14 protein-coding genes and 2 pseudogenes are annotated in these 19,100 nt (G+C 35.3%); 13 read left to right on the top strand and 3 right to left on the bottom strand.

Annotation, left to right across the window (positions count from 1 at the left end; all coding sequences use genetic code 11):
- Positions 1–88: 88 nt before the first annotated feature.
- The gene (locus ACXKY9_RS25275; protein WP_000915084.1) at positions 89–1,021 is read right to left on the bottom strand and encodes a carbohydrate binding domain-containing protein; all 933 of its coding nucleotides are present in this window, start codon (positions 1,019–1,021) and stop codon (positions 89–91) included.
- A 343-nt stretch (positions 1,022–1,364) separates the two neighbouring features.
- Here ACXKY9_RS25275 and ACXKY9_RS25270 point away from each other — a divergent pair.
- The 3 genes and pseudogenes from ACXKY9_RS25270 to ACXKY9_RS25260 all read left to right on the top strand — a co-directional run.
- Positions 1,365–2,414: pseudogene (locus ACXKY9_RS25270) on the top strand (IS4-like element IS231C family transposase); the annotation flags it as partial.
- Positions 2,415–2,927: 513 nt separating this feature from the next.
- Positions 2,928–4,235, top strand: coding sequence for a group II intron reverse transcriptase/maturase (gene ltrA / locus ACXKY9_RS25265; protein WP_000169371.1), 1,308 nt, complete (start codon positions 2,928–2,930; stop codon positions 4,233–4,235).
- Between the two features lie 143 nt (positions 4,236–4,378).
- Positions 4,379–4,771 (top strand): annotated as a pseudogene (locus ACXKY9_RS25260) (IS4 family transposase); the annotation flags it as partial.
- A 207-nt stretch (positions 4,772–4,978) separates the two neighbouring features.
- Here the strand turns inward: ACXKY9_RS25260 and ACXKY9_RS25255 are convergent.
- Positions 4,979–5,299, bottom strand: coding sequence for a hypothetical protein (locus ACXKY9_RS25255; RefSeq protein WP_002101540.1), 321 nt, complete (start codon positions 5,297–5,299; stop codon positions 4,979–4,981).
- Between the two features lie 1,250 nt (positions 5,300–6,549).
- Here ACXKY9_RS25255 and ACXKY9_RS25250 point away from each other — a divergent pair.
- The 6 genes from ACXKY9_RS25250 to alo all read left to right on the top strand — a co-directional run bounded on the left by ACXKY9_RS25250 (position 6,550) and on the right by alo (position 13,404).
- Positions 6,550–7,227, top strand: a complete 678-nt coding sequence (locus ACXKY9_RS25250; RefSeq protein ID WP_000815809.1) for a response regulator transcription factor — start codon at positions 6,550–6,552, stop codon at positions 7,225–7,227.
- Between the two features lie 327 nt (positions 7,228–7,554).
- Positions 7,555–8,571, top strand: coding sequence for a siderophore ABC transporter substrate-binding protein (locus ACXKY9_RS25245; protein ID WP_000749436.1), 1,017 nt, complete (start codon positions 7,555–7,557; stop codon positions 8,569–8,571).
- A gap of 19 nt (positions 8,572–8,590) precedes the next feature.
- Positions 8,591–9,607, top strand: a complete 1,017-nt coding sequence (locus ACXKY9_RS25240; protein WP_000042063.1) for an ABC transporter permease — start codon at positions 8,591–8,593, stop codon at positions 9,605–9,607.
- Positions 9,604–10,668 (top strand): iron chelate uptake ABC transporter family permease subunit, encoded by a 1,065-nt coding sequence (locus ACXKY9_RS25235; RefSeq protein ID WP_000631245.1) that lies wholly within the window; start codon positions 9,604–9,606, stop codon positions 10,666–10,668. The genes ACXKY9_RS25240 and ACXKY9_RS25235 overlap by 4 nt, the downstream gene beginning before the upstream one ends.
- Entirely contained in the window at positions 10,665–11,417 is a 753-nt protein-coding gene (locus ACXKY9_RS25230) for an iron ABC transporter ATP-binding protein (RefSeq protein WP_000590071.1), read from the top strand. Before ACXKY9_RS25235 ends, ACXKY9_RS25230 begins: the two co-directional genes overlap by 4 nt.
- Before the next feature lie 448 nt (positions 11,418–11,865).
- Positions 11,866–13,404, top strand: coding sequence for an anthrolysin O/cereolysin O family cholesterol-dependent cytolysin Alo (alo, locus tag ACXKY9_RS25225; RefSeq protein ID WP_000576729.1), 1,539 nt, complete (start codon positions 11,866–11,868; stop codon positions 13,402–13,404).
- A 206-nt stretch (positions 13,405–13,610) separates the two neighbouring features.
- On the opposite strand, the gene ACXKY9_RS25220 is transcribed toward alo, so the two are convergent.
- A complete protein-coding gene (locus tag ACXKY9_RS25220; protein ID WP_001036620.1) occupies positions 13,611–14,576 on the bottom strand; it encodes a DUF4822 domain-containing protein in 966 nt (321 codons plus the stop codon).
- A 461-nt stretch (positions 14,577–15,037) separates the two neighbouring features.
- On the opposite strand from ACXKY9_RS25220, the gene ACXKY9_RS25215 reads away from it, so the two are divergent.
- The 4 genes from ACXKY9_RS25215 (at position 15,038) to ACXKY9_RS25200 (ending at position 19,097) form a co-directional block, all read left to right on the top strand.
- The gene (locus ACXKY9_RS25215; RefSeq protein ID WP_000635745.1) at positions 15,038–16,000 is read left to right on the top strand and encodes a nuclease-related domain-containing protein; all 963 of its coding nucleotides are present in this window, start codon (positions 15,038–15,040) and stop codon (positions 15,998–16,000) included.
- Between the two features lie 49 nt (positions 16,001–16,049).
- Positions 16,050–16,454, top strand: a complete 405-nt coding sequence (gene psiE / locus ACXKY9_RS25210; RefSeq protein ID WP_000834708.1) for a phosphate-starvation-inducible protein PsiE — start codon at positions 16,050–16,052, stop codon at positions 16,452–16,454.
- Between the two features lie 142 nt (positions 16,455–16,596).
- Complete coding sequence (gene speG, locus ACXKY9_RS25205; protein WP_001071092.1) at positions 16,597–17,112, top strand: spermidine N1-acetyltransferase; 516 nt, start codon at positions 16,597–16,599, stop codon at positions 17,110–17,112.
- A 437-nt stretch (positions 17,113–17,549) separates the two neighbouring features.
- Entirely contained in the window at positions 17,550–19,097 is a 1,548-nt protein-coding gene (locus tag ACXKY9_RS25200; protein WP_000054869.1) for an ABC-F family ATP-binding cassette domain-containing protein, read from the top strand.
- Positions 19,098–19,100: the final 3 nt, after the last annotated feature.

The raw sequence follows: 19,100 nt of genomic DNA, 5'->3' as shown, positions 1-19,100 counted from the left end.
ATAAAATCCTTAAGTTGATGGGCATATGGCGACTCATTTCTAGAATTGTTTTCATGTGTCAATGATAGAAATATATTTTTAATTATGGCTACTTTTCAACTAGTACGATATCATCAAGATAGGCATCACCGATGTTAACATATCCATTAATTTGTAAGATGACCTTATATGGATTATTAGTATTTAGAGTAGTAAATTCAACCGATTTTTGTTCATACTGTGTGGAAGTAAACGTCATAACAAATGTGTTTTCTCCCCCAGGAGACTGTGCTCCTACAAATAAGGTTTTTTCAGGACCCGATACTTTTCCAGATGCGGACATGATGTATGTAGTATTAGGCTTCAAAGTTACGTCTCCCTTAAGATGACCAGCTCCTGAACTAAAATGAAGTCCTTTAGAATTATTTACTCCTGCATGCTCTTCAATATTGTAAATTAAAGAGCCATATGCTGGTTTAAAAGGTTCTAAACTTGAATTGTGGTCAAAATCAATATTTAAAATATAAGGGTTCTCCTTCTCATTTAATTGTACATTATCAAACTTAACCCTCCCATTTGCTGTAGAAGCAAGTTTGACAGCAAAGTTTGACACATCTTCCCCTGTTTTAAACTTCATCTCATGATGTTCCGGCTTAAATCCTGAATATTGCTTTTTTGTTAATGGAATGATTTCTTGATGGGCATTCAGATTACCTACTGTTACTTCTGATGGAGAACCTATACTTCCCGCTATATCAAATGTTAATGTATATTCTGTATTCGGCTTTACAGTAACAGGCTGATAGGCTGTGTCGGCATGTATTAATTTGAGATAATGATTGCCTGGTTCAGAAGTGCCGATATTCTCGGTAGAAGAATTAGGATTAGATAAAATCCAGTTATTTAGCCCATCCTCAAAATCTCCATTCTTAACTTGTTCATTTGCAGATGAACTATCTGCTGATACAATACCTGAAAAACCTATACTGGCACTTAATACAATTGCTGTAGAAAAGACTCCTATACCGACTTTTTTTAACAATCTCTTCATCTCCTTTGGTCAGATTAAAATTTACTTTTTCATATTTCTATATATGTTTGGATAAACCTGACAAAGAACCATTTTAACAATAAATAAATTATGTATCCGAGATTTAGGTTATTTTCATTTGAAGGAGTAGAGGGAGCAACCGTGCTGTGAAGTGCAAAGTAGCTCCATCTATCCCTAAATGGTCCTCTTCCACCCAAAAACAAGGAGAACTTTTTTATTGCTCAAGTATTAGGGGTCACCATACATGCCCATCAACTTAAGAATTTGCACTACCCCCAAGTGTCAAAAAACGTTATTCTTTCTAAAAAGCTAGCTAGAAAGGATGACATTTTTTATGAATCTTTCAATTCAAGATGAATTACAACTATTTTCTGAAGAGCTGTATCGTCATTTAACCCCTTCTCTTTTGGAAGAACTCGCTAAAGAATTAGGTTTTGTAAAAAGAAAACGAAAGTTTTCAGGAAATGAATTAGCTACCATATGTATCTGGGTCAGTCAACGTACAGCGAGTGATTCTCTCGTTCGACTATGCAGTCAATTACACGCCGCCACAGGCACTCTTATGAGTCCAGAAGGACTCAATAAACGCTTTGATAAAAAAGCGGTTGAATTTTTGAAATATATTTTTTCTGCATTATGGAAAAGTAAACTTTGTAAAACATCAGCCATTTCAAGTGCAGCACTCACGTATTTTCAACGAATCCGTATTTTAGATGCGACGATTTTCCAAGTACCGAAACATTTAGCACATGTATATCCTGGGTCAGGTGGTTGTGCACAAACTGCAGGTATCAAGATTCAATTAGAATATGACTTACACAGCGGACAGTTTTTAAACTTCCAGGTAGGTCCTGGAAAAAATAATGATAAAACATTTGGAACAGATTGCTTAGATACCTTACGGCCGGGTGATCTGTGTATTCGTGATTTAGGATATTTTTCATTGGAAGACTTAGATCAAATGGATCAACGTGGCGTGTGCTATATATCAAGACTTAAGTTAAACCATACCGTCTATACGAAAAATCCATTTCCAGAATACTTTCGAAATGGGACAATCAAAAAACAGTCACAGTATATCCAAGTTGATTTAGAGAACATTATGCACACGTTAAAACCAGGACAAACGTATGAAATAAAAGAGTCGTATATTGGCAAGAATCAAAGATTATTTACAAGAGTAATTATCTACCGATTAACAGAGGAACAAATACTGGAACGTAGAAAAAAACAAAGCTATACCGAAAGTAAAAAGGGGATTACATTTTCAGAAAAGAGTAAACGATTAACGGGTATCAACATATATGTTACGAATACGCCTTGGGAAGTGGTTCCGATGGAACAAATCCATGATTTTTACTCCCTCCGCTGGCAGATCGGCGTGTCCAGATAAGGACACATTATCTAGTTGGTGAAAGTCCAATCGGGAGAATAGACTCCACTCCCGTAGCCTGAGAGGCGCCATGAAGTGAAAGCGACATGGCGAAGCCCTCTGACATCACATGCAAAAGGCATGTGGGCAAATCTCCAGGTTGTAACGTACAGTGAACGTAGATGTAGCCTCGTTACACGCAATTCCGGTGGCTGAGACGGTCGATAACGTGCGAAAGCAACAAGAACTGACCGAAACGAGTCTGGAACGGCAGTTCTCACCGGCGGGGTATCAGCGGCGACATGGAGAGAAAGATAATGTGGAAACTGGAGAAGCCCTCGACACCCGATGAAGAAATCTCATCGAGGAGACCGTCTCTATAACCGCGATCGGGAAGTGAGAACGGTAGGTGTCAGGGTGGCGGAACGGATCGTAGTACCAGAGATCTGCGTGCAGCAAAACACGCGGGGAGGAAAGGATCCGAACCTGTAAACATTTCGTATGACTAAAGGAGGCAAGGGTGCTATGACAAAAACACCCATCACTTTGCAGGAACTAAGGCAACGAATCTATCGAAAGGCGAAGTCTGAACCTACGCACCGGTTTTGGGGGATATTTACCCACATTACCAAAATTACAACCCTTCACGAAGCATATCAACAGGCGAGGAAAAACAATGGTGCCCCAGGCATTGATGGAAAAAGTTTTGCTGATATAGAACTAGAAGGAGTTATCCCATTCTTAACGGGTATTCAAGAAGAATTACAAGCTGGAATATACCAACCACAAGCCAATCGAAAAGTAGAAATCCCAAAGACAAACGGCAAAATGCGAACTCTGCAAATTCCGTGTATACGAGATCGTGTAGTACAAGGAGCGCTAAAACTCATATTAGAAGCAATTTTTGAAGCTGATTTCTGTCCAAACTCGTATGGGTTTCGGCCGAAACGCTCTCCACATCAGGCATTGGCAGAAGTACGACGCAGTATATTGCGCCGTATGACCATAATAATTGATGTTGATTTGTCACGCTACTTTGATACAATCCGACACAACATATTATTGGAGAAAATCGCGAAACGTGTCCAAGACCCACAGGTTATGCATCTTGTAAAACAGGTAATTAAGGCAACAGGAAAGATCGGTGTCCCGCAAGGGGGACCATTTTCTCCACTAGCCGCGAACATTTACCTCAATGAAGTGGATTGGACATTTGATACCATTCGACGTAAAACAGCTGATGGCAATTACGAAGCTGTAAACTATCACCGTTTTGCCGACGATATAGTTATCGCTGTAAGCGGACACTCCAGTAAAAGTGGATGGGCTGAACTGGCATTACGACGACTGTGGGAACAGTTAAAGCCTTTGGGAGTTGAACTGAATCTGGAGAAGACTCAGATGGTCAATGTCCTAAAAGGAGAATCCTTCGGATTTTTAGGATTTGACCTGAGACGAATACCGAACCGAAATAAGAATGGATTCTTCGTTTTCATGATCCCGAAGAAGAAAGCTCGCACGACAGTGAAAGCAAAAATTCGCGAACTCATTCAAAACGCAGGAGCGAAGCCAGCACAAGACTTAATAAAACAAATCAATGCCGTACTGACTGGATGGGTGAACTACTTCCGGGTTGGGAACTCTAGTCAAGCTTTCAGTGAAGTACGTGATTATACGGAGATGAAAATTCGCACACTGTTAACGAGAAGGAAACGACGACGAAAGCGTAGCATCGGATGGCAGAGATGGAGTAACGAATATCTCTATGGTGTACTGGGGCTTTACTGGGACTGGAAAGTCCTTCCCCTGAAAAGTGCAGAGAGTTTCCGATGAAAGTGTCTGCCATTTGATAGGTCTCATAACCCTTTTGATGAAGTTTATGGGGTGAGCTGCTTGAGGGAAAACCTCACGAGCAGTTCTTATGGGGAGAGGCTGGAAACGGATCACAACTGATACCGCGCCAGTCTTTTACCCGACAAATCATATTTAAAACGTGGAAATCTCTATTTCAAATTCATCATTGGCAAACTATCAAACAAGAGCGATTAGAATGCCATGTGTATGGAAAACTCATTGCCATTTTTATATGTTCTTCCACGATGTTTAAGATGCGCCAACTTCTGTTGCAAAAGCACAAAAGAGAACTAAGCGAATATAAAGCAATTGGGATGATTCAAGATCATCTATCCCTGTTATATCAAGCGATACAGAGAAACACCCGTATAATAACAAAGGTTTTAATCCGCCTGTTTACCCTACTAAAGAAAAATGGCCGGAAATCCCATCGATATGAGAAGAAAACTATCTTTGATATTATGGGTGTTGTCTATGAGTATAATGGATTGAGAAAACAAAAGAAAGCTGCATAAGAAAAAAATGAAACCCGTTAGGGTTTATTTCGTATGCTCATTTTTAAGAGGATTATACTGTTTAAAAGTTTGTTCATTTCAATTAATGGAAAACCGTAGAGTTTCTATCCTTAAGTTGATGGGCATGTAAGGTGACCCCTATTAGTGGTCAAAATTTTAAAAAAACAAGGAGGCTGTCCAGACAGCCCCCTCGTTTTTTTCGATATTCTAATAAATTGCATATACACTTACATTGAATGGGTCTGCAGCGTTTCTAGGATTAGCGATATAAAGTGATCTCGCTGATTCTACAGTTGTTCTATTACCATTCAATACAGCGGAAAAAATGATAGGATCCGTACCACTAGATACATCCTTCATAACATTAAAACTAATAATATCTGGGTTTCCTCCATCAGTTATTACCCATTTTAAATATTGTGTTCCAACTGGAAGAGATTCCGTACTAAAATTTCCACTTGAACGATTGCTTTGTCCTTCTAAAGGAGACGTTTGTGATAAAACAGTTGCAATTAATTGTTCCGGCATATTAATTCCTCTTTTCTTAATAAATTTATATTAATTTTTTATAACAATGATTCAACTCAAATATATGAAGGATTAAATAAAATAAGTATTGAGAAATATTTTGTATTAGGGAATCGTTTTAAAAATGGGCTTAACGTTGTAAATCCGCATTTTCCTAACGCTCCCCCTAGGGGAAGCGTTAGGAACCGTGCCGTGAAGTGTAAAGTAATTTACAGAAAATGTAATACGTGATGCATCGACAGTTGCAAAAATTAACATTTATGCAACACTCCACTTGGGCTTGATTTTTATGGCGCCATAACGTTGCATATATTGTGTTGCAAATTAATTTTCGATAATACGGTGATATTTGTAGCGAAATAGAAAATAGATATTTGCAGCACTATGAATACCTTAACGTGCTGCAAAATGATTACAAAAAACCTTTTTAAAAAGTGCACCGTACACTTTTTATCCTTTTACTGGAATCTACTTTGCACTTCCCAGCACAGGTGCCCCTTCTAGCCCTTGAAAGATCTTCAATATATACAAGGACACCTCGCTCAAATTGAACGGGTAAAGAAAGCATATCAAGAGAGCAAAGTGACCTATTAACTAACGAAAGCGTCACTTCCATTTGCTCGTTTATTAAGGTTATTAGTATCAATTTGGCCAAACATTATTCCAAAGCTACATTAATAAAACACACGGCAAGCTTATGGGTTAATAATTAACACACGGTCAATTTATGCTTCCGATTCGGTTGAATAATTAGATGATTATCTACAAAAATAAGTGTTTTCTGGCCAACTTATGCTTCCAACTGCGGCCAACTTATAGGTAAAATGACATTGTATGATATGAACCATAACTTTGCCAGGTTGGCGAGGTTATGGTTCTTTTTTGTTTCTGGAAAGGTTATAGTTCTAAAAATAGAATGTATCTAATTCTTTGGTTCTTTCACTTACATCCTCAATGTATCTTGTGTGTTATCCCTTAATGATCACAATTTTATCCCGTCAAAGCCCGATTGGTGAGGACTGATAATTAGTGGGGATGAACATCTCTGTTTGATTAATTAATACTTCATTTTATTTGAATCTCCATATGTTTTGTGTTTTTATCCATACCTATTGTAAGATTATATAGAGTTCTCCTAATAAACTGTTTTAATGGATTATTTAGGGGTTTTAAATTTATAAATCTTAAATTGTTTTTTCGGGATAATTTTTTATCTAAATAATTTATATTGAAGTAGAGGTGAACCATCGGTGAAGCAGGTGTTGGTGATTAAAAATGAACGGTCTTCAGCAAAGAAAATCGTAAGCGGTTTAACGCAAGAGGGCCATTTCATTTTAAAACTTCACAATGAAAACCAAGGTTTAAATATAGCATATGAGCAAGATTGGGATATTATCATATTGGATTGGGATTCATTAAGTATATCGGGACCAGAAATTTGTAGACAAATACGACTTGTTAAAACGACACCAATCATTATTGTGACCAACAATATTTCTAGCGAGGATTGCATAGCAGGGTTACAAGCAGGAGCAGATGATTATATTAGAAAACCATTTGTGAAGGAAGAATTAGTAGCGAGAGTTCAAGCTATTTTAAGAAGAAGTGACTATAACCAGCAAAATGAGACAAACTTTTTTCAGTTTAAAGATCTCTTTGTTGATGCATCTAGCAATATTGTGAAAAAAGGTGGCAAAAATCTCTCGCTTACGAAGCGCGAGTACGATTTACTTGTATTTTTAATTAAGAATAAAAATACGATATTAAGCCGTGAAATGCTTTTGAATCAAGTTTGGGGATATGACGTAGTAGTAAATCCGAATGTAGTAGACTTATATATTGGGTATGTAAGAAAAAAGCTAAAGTGCGAGAAGAAAGATAGATATATTCAAACGATACATGGCAGAGGCTATTCAATGGTTGAATGATAAAAATAAGATAATAAAGTAGTTTCTGTGAAATATTAGCTATTACTGCGCGTATTTTGTAAGGGAAGGTCTCTGTCCCGTATTCGTTGAGAAAGTATTTAATGAAGGCTAATCAACAGTCCTGACCGCACATATTACTTTTTATGCTTGATTTTATGAATTGATACGATTCACAAGATTTTCACAGAATTAATGACTATACTAATTAACAGGATGTTCAAATGAAAATGATTATCAATAGCGATTCAATTGAATAAAAGTTACTTTCTAATTCAATCTATGGATGTCATCATTTTCGAAATAAATCACACTATAAGGAGTATACATATGAAAAAATCTATGCTTTTAAAATTAGTGAGTATTCTAGCAATTTTTACTTTAATGTTAGTGGCTTGCTCAGATTCAAGTAAAGAAACTTCGAAGGCTAATAATAAAGATAATGGTAGTGATAAGCCAAAAACGGTTGAAATCACTGATGCTCATGGAACTGTTAAAGTACCTGTAAACCCAAAGAATGTAGTTGCTTTGGATAACAGAACTTTTGAAACTTTATCTGATTGGGGAATTAAATTAGCGGCTGCTCCAAAGGATATCATGCCTGCTGATTCAGCATATAAAAAGGATGAAAAAGTTCAAAATATTGGGAATCACCGTGAACCAAATCTAGAAATTATTGCAGCGGCAAACCCTGATCTTGTAATCGTTGGTCAAAGATTTGCTGATCATTATGAAGAAATCAAAAAATTAGTGCCAAATGCAGCTGTTATTGATCTTAATTTTGATGTTTCTGAGAAGGCTACTAAGCCTGGAGAAAACTTAGTAAAAGGACTTAAAGATTCTACAACTACTTTAGGTAAAATCTTTGCTAAAGATAAAGAAGCTAAACAATTAGTAGCTGATTTCGATAAATCTATTGAAAAGGCAAAATCTGCTTATAACGGAAAAGATAAAGTTATGAGTGTTATCGTTACTGGTGGAAATATTGGCTTTGCTGCGCCGCACTCTGGTCGCGTTTGGGGACCTATGTATGAAATTTTCGGTTGGACTCCAGCATTAGAAGTTTCGAATTCTACTGCAGGTCATAAAGGTGATGATGTTTCTGTTGAAGCTATCGCACAAACAAATCCTGATTGGCTTTTCGTATTAGATCGTGATGCTGCAACATCTGATGCAGCTAAGTCAACACCTGCTAAGGATGTTATTTCTAAATCACCAGCTCTTCAAAACACAACTGCTGTTTCTAAACAACAAGTTGTTTATGCACCAGAAGATACTTACACAAATGAATCAATTCAAACTTATATAGAGTTATTTGGAAATCTTGCAAAAACTTTAGCTAAGTAGTGTAAAGGGGTACGAAACAGTGTCAAAAAATATGATTTCTAGGGTTGAGAATATTTCTCAACCCCAGTTTTATAATCACAATAAAATATGGACAAAACCTTTTATAATAGCGGTTATAGTTGTTATAATTTTAGGGATTATATCACTGTTTACTGGAGTTTATGATATACGTGGACAAGAGGACGGAATGGAGATGTTTTTCATCACTCGTGTTCCGAGAACAGTTGCATTAATGCTTACTGGAGCTGCAATGGCGATGGCAGGACTCGTAATGCAATTAATTACACAGAATCGTTTTGTTGAACCTACTACAACGGGGACGATTGAATGGTCAGGCTTAGGCCTGCTTTTTGTGTATTTATTATTTCCTGCCCCAACTTTAGTTCAAAGAATGACTGGTGCAATCATTTTTTCTTTTATAGGAACTATGATTTTCTTTCTATTTTTAAGAAGAGTTAAGCTTCGTTCGTCTTTAATTGTTCCGATTATCGGATTGATGCTTGGAGCAGTAATTTCTGCAGTGTCCACTTTTTTAGGACTCCTTTTTCAAAAGACGCAAAGTATTGAAACTTGGTTTGTAGGTTCATTTGCTAACATTCAGGTGGGAAGATATGAATATTTATGGCTGATTGTTATCATTACTTTTCTTATTTTTATGTATGCTAATAGATTGACTTTAGCTGGACTAGGAGAAGATGTCGCAACAAGTCTTGGAGTTAATTACAATAGAATTGTTCTTTTTGGGACTGCTCTTATCTCTGTTGCAGTTGGAATTGTTGCAGCTGTTATTGGACACTTACCTTTCTTAGGATTAATTGTGCCAAATATCGTTTCAATGTTTAGAGGTGATGATCTTAGGAGTAATTTACCTTGGGTTTGTGTGATCGGAATGGGATCAATAACTGCCTGTGACATCATTTCTCGAACAATTATACAGCCTTTTGAATTACCTGTTTCTTTAATACTTGCAACAGTGGGAGCAGTCGTGTTTATTACTATTTTATTGAGACAAAGAAAACCAAGGAGGCTACGATGATCACATTAGAATATAGAAAAAAAGAAAATGTCGAAATCGATTCTAGCCTTCATAATGAAAGTAGATCAGCTAGCGCTTTTCGGTCTAAGAAGGAAGCAAGACGTTATTGGATTTTACTCATAACATTGATTGCTTTAGGTCTTCTTTCTTCATATGGACTTTTAGTTTATAACAATCCAGTTCCGATAGATTCACCTTCTTTTATCCCAGTCGTTAAGAGAAGGATAGTAGCTATTGTTGCAATGATTATTGCTGCGGTTTGCCATAGCTTGTCGACAGTTGCTTTCCAATCTATTACGAATAATAAAATTATTACTCCTTCACTTTTAGGTTTCGAATCACTTTATTCAGCAATTCAAACGAGTACAGTATTCTTCTTTGGTGCTAGTGCGTTAATAAATTTTAATGGAATTGGATCATTTTTATTCCAAGTTGTTGTTATGGTCTTCATGAGTTTGATACTTTATGGATGGTTACTTTCCGGTAAATACGGGAATTTACAACTTATGCTTTTAGTTGGAATTATTATTGGTACCGGGCTAAATTCTGTGTCAACTTTCATGAGAAAACTACTTGCGCCTTCAGAATTTGATATTTTACAAGCAAGATTATTTGGTTCTGTTAATCATGCAGATCCTGCATATTTTCCTATTGTAATTCCGATGATCATAATTGTAGCAGTATTAATTTTTGCTCATTCTAAGAATTTGAATGTTTTGTCACTAGGAAAGGATGTTGCTACTTCTTTTGGAGTTAAATATCAACCTAGTGTAATTTATACACTTGTATTAGTTGCTATTCTGATGTCCATTTCAACCGCTCTAATTGGGCCACTTACTTTCTACGGCTTTTTAGTAGCAACTTTGAGTTATCAGGCGGCGTCAACTTATGATCATAGATATATTTTCCCAATGGCTTTTGCTATAGGATTTTTAATAATGACGAGCGCATACTTTTTAATGTATCATGTATTCCATGCTCAAGGTGTAGTTTCAGTTATTATTGAATTATTTGGTGGAATTATATTCTTAACTATAGTTTTAAGGAAGAGGGCTTTATGATAAAAATTGATAATGTTAAAAAGTTCTATACTGATAAGGTAAAAATAGGACCTTTGGATATTGAAATACCAAAAGCGGGCTTTACTTCTTTAATTGGGCCAAATGGTGCTGGAAAGTCCACGACACTTTTGATGATTGGTAGACTTTTAGATATGGATGAAGGCCAAATTCAGGTAGCAAATATGGATGTTTCTGAATCCAAATCAAAAGACTTAGCAAAAGTTTTGACTATATTGCGACAAGAAAATCATTTTGTAACTAGGCTTACAGTTAGACAATTAGTTGGATTTGGGCGCTTTCCTTATTCAAAGGGAAGATTGACTAAAGAAGATGAGGTTATCATTTCTAAATATATCGATTTCTTAGATTTAACTAGTTTAGAGAATAGATATTTAGATGAGCTTTCTGGTGGTCAAAGACAAAGGGCATATGTAGCGATGGTATTGTGCCAAGAGACGGAATATGTACTTTTGGACGAACCTCTGAACAACCTTGATGTTGCTCGTTCTGTTCAAATGATGGAGCATTTAAGACGTGCAGCTAATGAATTTGGAAGAACAATTTTGACTGTTATGCATGACATAAATTTTGCAGCTAAATACTCGGATAAAATTTGTGCTATGAAAGATGGACAAATTGCTGCTTTTGGAACAGTAGAAGAGGTTATGGACTCAACACTTTTGACAGATATTTTTGAAACAAAAATAGAAATTATTAATGGTCCTTATGGGCCAATCGCAGTTTATTAGTTATAAAATGTGAAAAAATACCGTAGCTTGTGTAGATTATGCAAGCTACTCTAGTTGAAGTTGCTGTCTGTATTTTATAGGCAGCAGCTTTTTTATGTGACTACTCATAAAATGCAAAAGAATGCTTCACCTTTTCAAGTATGTACTAAACGAAAAAAATATCCCTGTATAACTTTTTAAAAGAATTCAGCTTGTTTTTTGATATGTAATATTGCATATCAGAGTGTATTGATAAAAGTGTAAGGGGTCACTATAATGAGGGCATAAAGATAAATCACATTTTCGTAGCAATAAAAAGGAGGAAATAATATGGAAATCGCAATGACAGTTTTAAAATTTGTAGGTGGCGTAATCCCGTTAATTCAAGAACTTTTAAAAGCATTTATGTAAGTTTATTAGTTAGCTATCATTTATCGATCATTATCATATTTTACTAAAAAAGAACGGGGTGATTTTTCTGAATATTAAGAAAAACACTAAAAGAAGAAAGTTCCTTGCATGTTTATTAGTTAGTTTATGCACTATTAATTATTCATCTATTTCCTTCGCAGAAACACAAGCAAGTAATGCAACTGATGTAACCAAAAATGCTAGTGGCATTGATACTGGTATAGCAAATCTTAAATATAATAATCAAGAGGTTTTAGCTGTAAATGGTGATAAAGTAGAAAGTTTTGTTCCGAAAGAAAGTATCAATTCAAATGGTAAATTTGTAGTAGTGGAACGCGAGAAAAAATCACTTACAACGTCACCAGTCGATATTTCAATTATTGATTCTGTAGTGAATCGCACGTATCCAGGAGCTGTACAACTTGCAAATAAAGCTTTTGCAGACAATCAACCAAGTTTATTAGTGGCTAAGAGAAAGCCTTTGAATATTAGTATAGACTTACCGGGCATGAGAAAAGAAAATACAATCACTGTCCAAAATCCGACATATGGTAATGTAGCTGGAGCAGTAGACGATTTAGTATCTACTTGGAATGAAAAGTATTCTACAACACATACGTTACCTGCAAGAATGCAGTATACGGAATCTATGGTTTATAGTAAATCACAAATAGCAAGTGCTCTTAATGTTAACGCTAAATATCTTGATAACAGTCTAAACATTGATTTTAATGCGGTTGCAAATGGAGAGAAAAAAGTGATGGTAGCGGCGTATAAGCAAATATTTTATACGGTAAGTGCTGAACTACCTAACAATCCATCCGACCTTTTTGATAATAGCGTTACTTTTGACGAGTTAACTCGAAAAGGCGTAAGTAATTCGGCTCCACCTGTTATGGTTTCAAATGTAGCTTATGGTAGAACGATTTATGTAAAATTAGAAACAACATCTAAGAGCAAAGATGTACAAGCTGCTTTTAAAGCCTTACTTAAGAATAACAGCGTTGAAACAAGTGGACAGTATAAAGATATTTTTGAAGAAAGTACCTTTACTGCTGTAGTATTAGGCGGAGATGCGAAAGAGCATAACAAGGTTGTTACTAAAGATTTCAATGAAATCCGAAATATCATTAAAGATAATGCTGAATTAAGTCTTAAAAATCCAGCATACCCAATTTCATATACAAGCACTTTCTTAAAAGATAATTCAACTGCTGCTGTTCATAACAATACAGATTATATTGAGACGACAACTACAGAATATTCAAGTGCTAAAATGACACTTGATCATTACGGTGCTTACGTTGCTCAATTTGATGTATCTTGGGATGAATTCACATTTGACCAAAAGGGTAACGAAGTACTAACACATAAAACGTGGGATGGTAGCGGAAAAGACAAAACGGCTCATTACTCTACAGTTATCCCACTCCCACCAAATTCAAAAAATATAAAAATTGTAGCAAGAGAATGTACAGGTCTTGCATGGGAATGGTGGAGAACAATTATTAATGAACAAAATGTTCCATTAACAAATGAAATAAAAGTTTCAATTGGAGGAACAACATTATACCCAACAGCTAGTATTAGTCATTAAGTATAAAACAAGCGCCCTATAAGTAGGGCGCTTTTTACTTGGTCACAAATTTTATTTTGTATCGGTATGTTTTTAAGTTTTGTAAATCATCAACTATAAGGTGGGAATATTGTGCAGACGAAAAGCTACATGTTTTTCGTCTTTTTGTTCTCTTGCTTAATAAGAAAGATCCTGTAACTCAGTACAGGATCTTTAATCAAACGTTTTTAAAAGCTAAATTGTGGTTTCATATCACCTTTATAAGGTTCATGTTCAACGAATATAGTTATATCCTTACCAGCTTGGTCTTTACCAGTTCTCTTATACGTAAATTTATTCTTATTTAGTTCAGTAAGTTCAAGAGCAGCACCGTATTTGTTATTTCCAATTGAAACATGGGCTCTTATTTTATTTTCGTGTACAACATCGAAGTAGCCATAATCACCGCGGCTTTGACCTGTTTCGCTATTGAAGAACTCATATTTATTAGATTTGTCATCAAATTTTGCTAGACTTATAAAATTCGAATTAAACTGTGTTACATCGTTACCAGTTTCGTCTAATACCTTTGTTCCGTGCCAAAGGGTACCGCCTAAAATTTTATCTCCATCAACGTTTTTAACAATATCTCCTGTAGTCGTGTTCAGCTGCTTGTCCGGATCAGTGAAAGAAAGTTCTTTTTCTTTATATGGAACATGTTCAACGAAAACTTCTACATCTTTACCGTTAGCGTCTTTCCCTATTCGTTTATAAGTAAATACATTTTTATTTAGTTTTGTCATGTCAACGACAGCTTGATACTTCATTGATTCTGAAATTAATATTCTCTTTTTCCCATCATTTGTGATAAAGAAAGTTCCTTTATCGCCACGACTTGCACCTGTTTTAGCATCAAAAAATTCATATCTGCCGGACTTCGCATCATATTTTGCAAGACCAATGAAGTTTGCATTCTCTTTTGTTAAGTCATTCTTATCTTTGTCATACACTCGTGTACCTTGCCAATTTGTCTCGCTAAGAATATTAGCCATTTTTTGCCCTTTAGTTAATTTATTTTCCTTTTTTGTTTCTTTAGCAACTTGTTCTTGCTTTTGTTTCCCATGATTTTCTTCAGCTTTAGTACCAGCACACCCTGTTAATGCTAATGTGAATCCGAGCAGTACGGATGATAGTGCTTTTGTTTTTTTGTTCATGTTTTATCGTCTCCTTATTTTATGATTTCAAGTAGTACGGTTAGCGATTATAGTAGCAGTGCGTCATATATAAACTTAATTGCTACGTTTCTTATGTTAATCCCCGACTATAAACTGCCTCTAAATAAAACATTAAAAAAAGATAAACTAATTCCTAAATTTTTTTCATACTTATAAAAAGGTCTTTTACATGGGGGGAATGTAAATTTCTTATTTTGAAAATGGCGTAATCACATTGGGGTATACACATTATGCTTACATTGCGATTTTAGATGTGATGTTATACTGTGTATAAGATTTTATGTGTGTATGTTGTGTCGGTTTTTGTCGGTAAGTTGATATATTTCGAAAATCGCTGATATATTTGGAGTTGCGCCGATATATTTCGAAAATCGCCGATATATTTGGAGTTGTGCTGATATATTTGAAAAATCGCTGATATATTTTGGAGGGGGATAAAAATGATTGTGAAAGAGCGGAAAATGCCCGTATATTTGCTGCAATTAGAAGCTTTACTTAGAAGATTGCCTGCTCATCATCCAAAAAGGAATGTGGTGGTTGAAAGTCTAGCGAAATTTATGGCCGGCTATAAAGGAGAGCAGGCGATTGAGTATCCGCTGAGTTTTCTATCCGAAGCAGAATACCATATTTTACATGATATTAGGTTATTTGATCAAAAACATTATTTCCAAATTGATACCCTCATAGTTTCATCTTATTTTCTTCTTTTTTTTGAAATAAAAAATATTATTGGTACATTAATTTTTGATACAAAGTTCAATCAACTTATTCGAATAGTAGATGGTAATACGGAAGAAGGATTCCCAGATCCGCTTTTACAACTGAAACGGCAAGAGATGCAACTGAGAAAATGGCTGAATCTACATGATTTACATAATATTCCGATTGAAGCCCTCGTTGTAATTAGTTCCCCTCGTACAATTATTAAAACTTCAGATGAAATACTGTCTAGTAAAATTATCCACAGTGCAAATTTACCTAATAGAATAAAACAGATTAAAAATCAATATAAAGAAAAAGTGATTGATAATATAAATGGACTTATAGGCCAGATTATGAATGAGCACATTCCGCAACGTCAAAATGTTCTTGCGCAATATAAAATTAAAAAAGAGGAATTGCTAAAGGGTGTACAGTGTGAGGAATGTTTTACAATGGCAATGTTAAAAGAAAGACAGGGATGGCGTTGTTCAAATTGCAATAGTATGTCTAAACATGCTCATTTACGTGCTGTACAAGATTACACACTTCTGTTTAGTGTGATAACTACTAATAGCGAATTGAGGGAATTTCTTAATATGGAATCTAGTTCTGCGGTTAAAAGACTCCTCCAAACAATGAACATCACCTTCACTGGCAATAACAAAGGACGAATATATGATTTAACTTCTTTCCAATCGTAATTTTGCTATAATAAATAAGTACTTATACGAAGGGGAGTCTAAAGAGAGTATGAAGTCATTTAATATCGATCATGTTATAGCTAGTGTTTTGCAATGGATATTAAATATAGCCTTAATTATATTATCCATTGTGTTATCAATTTTCTTAGTGAATGAGACAATTACGTTCGTGCAGTATATTTTTTCGGCAAAAGAGTATACGTCTTATAAATTGGTTGAAAGTATCATCGTCTATTTCTTATACTTCGAGTTCATTGCATTAATTATTAAGTATTTTAAATCGAACTATCATTTCCCGTTACGTTATTTTATTTATATCGGAATTACGGCCTTAATTCGATTAATTATTGTGTCTCATGAGGAACCGATGGAGACGTTATTATACGCAGGAGCAATTCTTGTTTTAGTTATTGCTTTATACATATCAAATATGAGAGATTTGAGAAAAGAGTAGTAGTGCAGACATAAGTCAGCACTACTTTTTTACATCTTGACCTTCAAGTTGCTTGAAAGTTTACAATGAAATTAGGGCGTTTGAAATCGAAAAAAATTGAGAAATTAAGTGAAGAGGTTTCTTTTACTTGGAGGTTATAGGAATGAATCAGGAATTGAAGTTACGTCCATTAGAACGAGAAGATTTAAAGTTTGTACACGAACTGAATAATAATGCGCATATTATGTCGTATTGGTTTGAAGAGCCGTATGAGGCATTTGTGGAGCTGCAAGACTTATATGATAAACATATACATGATCAAAGCGAACGCCGATTTATCGTTGAGAAAGACAATGAAATGGTTGGATTAGTTGAGTTAGTAGAAATCGATTATATTCACCGTAGAACAGAATTCCAAATTATTATTGATCCGAATTATCAAGGATATGGTTATGCAGTGGATGCGACGCGTTTAGCAATGGATTACGCTTTTTCCGTACTAAATATGCATAAGATTTATTTAGTTGTGGATAAGGAAAATGAAAAGGCAGTACATGTTTATAAAAAAGTTGGGTTTATGGTAGAAGGTGAGCTTATCGATGAGTTTTTCGTTGATGGTAACTATCATAATGCGATAAGAATGTGTATGTTTCAGAAGCAATATTTTGAAAACAAGTAGTTGAAAGATTCGGAAGTAATGTTGACGCTTCGTAAAACCGTATGCTAAAATCCTTTTTAAGTATTAAGGAAGGTGCATAATATGCTTTATATAAAATTTGTAAAACTCATTAGAAAACTTTGCTCCGCACAAATGTATACGGTGAAGCGTTGTACGGAGCTTAATCAAGGGGTATAAATCCCCTATATTCATCGGCTGAATAACTTTTCTAAAAAAGTATAGTGTATCTATGCTTATTTCGTTATGGTTTTTCAGCTGGTGTATAAAATAGATTAAGGGGCCATAGACAATGCTTTGTCTATGGCCCTTTGTGTATATTATTCCGATGAGTCTTTACTATAAATTGGAGTAGTATAGGAAAAACCACGAAGCAGAGGGCTAGTGTCGAATGACGCTATCTCTCTGCTTTTTTTAATTTCAGGAAAAGAGGAATAAAAATGAGTTTACTTAAAGTGGAAAGTTTATCACATAGTTTTATAGATAAAGTATTATACGAAAATGCTTCTTTTGATTTGCATAAAGGGGAGCATATGGGAATTGTTGGACAGAATGGTGCAGGAAAAAGCACATTAATGAAAATATTGGTGGGGGAAATTATTCCTGATAAGGGAGACATAAAGTGGCAACCTAATATTCAAATTGGACATCTTGATCAATACGCAGAAATTGATGAGGTTTATACCATTTCACAATATTTAAAGAGAGCCTTTTATGATTTGTATGCAATGGAAAAGAGAATGAACAAGTTATATGAAGAAAGTGCGATGACTGGAGATGAAAATCAACTATTGAAAGCGGCAGAAATTCAAGGACTGCTCGAGGCTCGTGATTTTTATTCAGTAGATAGTATTACGAATAAGGTGGCAGCCGGTTTAGGTATTGATGTGATTGGGATGAATCGTGTGATTGGTGAATTAAGCGGAGGGCAGCGTGCAAAGGTAATTTTAGCGAAGCTCTTATTAGAAGAGCCTAATATTTTATTGCTAGATGAACCGACGAATTTTCTCGATAAGGAGCATGTGGAGTGGCTTGCTAATTATTTAATGAATTTTGAAGGAGCGTTTATTGTCGTATCACATGATTTTGATTTTCTGGAAAAGGTAACTTCTTGCATATGTGATGTAGAGTTCGGAACAGTTAAGAAGTATTACGGCAAATACTCAGATTTTGTAAGACAAAAGGAGCATTTGCGAAAAGATTATATTCGCCAATATTATGCACAGCAAAAGAAAATTGAAAAAACGGAAGAGTATATTCGTAGAAATATTGCTGGGGTGAATTCAAAAATAGCGCAAGGTCGTAGAAAACAATTACAGCGTATGGAAAGAATTGCGCCACCAAGTTTTACTCATAAACCGTCTATTCATTTTCAGGAACTTCCCATTTCAGTTCAGACAGTTCTTGAAGTAAATAATCTTGAAGTTGGTTACGACTTCGCTCTCTTACCAAAGTTGAATTTTTCAGTAATGGGTGGGCAAAAACTTGTCATTACAGGTTTCAATGGAGTAGGGAAATCTACTTTATTAAAAACAATCGTTGGAAATATTGCTAGTATTTCTGGAGAGTTTCACTTTTCAGAGCAAATAAAGATTGGATATTATGAGCAAGATTTAAATTGGAGCAATGATTCTTTAACGCCGCTTCAAATTATTTCAGAACAGTTTCCTAAACTGAATATGAAGGAAATACGCCATCATTTAGCTGCGTGTGGAGTGAAGGATACGCACGTTTCGCAAGAAATTCGTACGTTAAGTGGTGGTGAACAATCGAAGGTGAAACTGTGTGGATTATTACTATCACCTTGTAACTTCTTAATTTTAGATGAGCCGACAAATCATTTGGATGCAGAAGCGAAGGAAGCTTTGCAAAAGGCGTTAATTAAGTTTAAGGGCAGCATTATACTCGTATCTCACGAAGCAAGTTTTTATCTTGATTGGGCAGATAGCATCTTTCATATAGAGACGGGATTAGTTAAGGGGGTGTGAAAC

This window comes from Bacillus sp. 2175, from assembly GCF_057812155.1.
The sequence above is the reverse complement of the archived record's forward strand: the minus strand, read 5'-3'. Positions and strand labels throughout refer to the sequence as shown.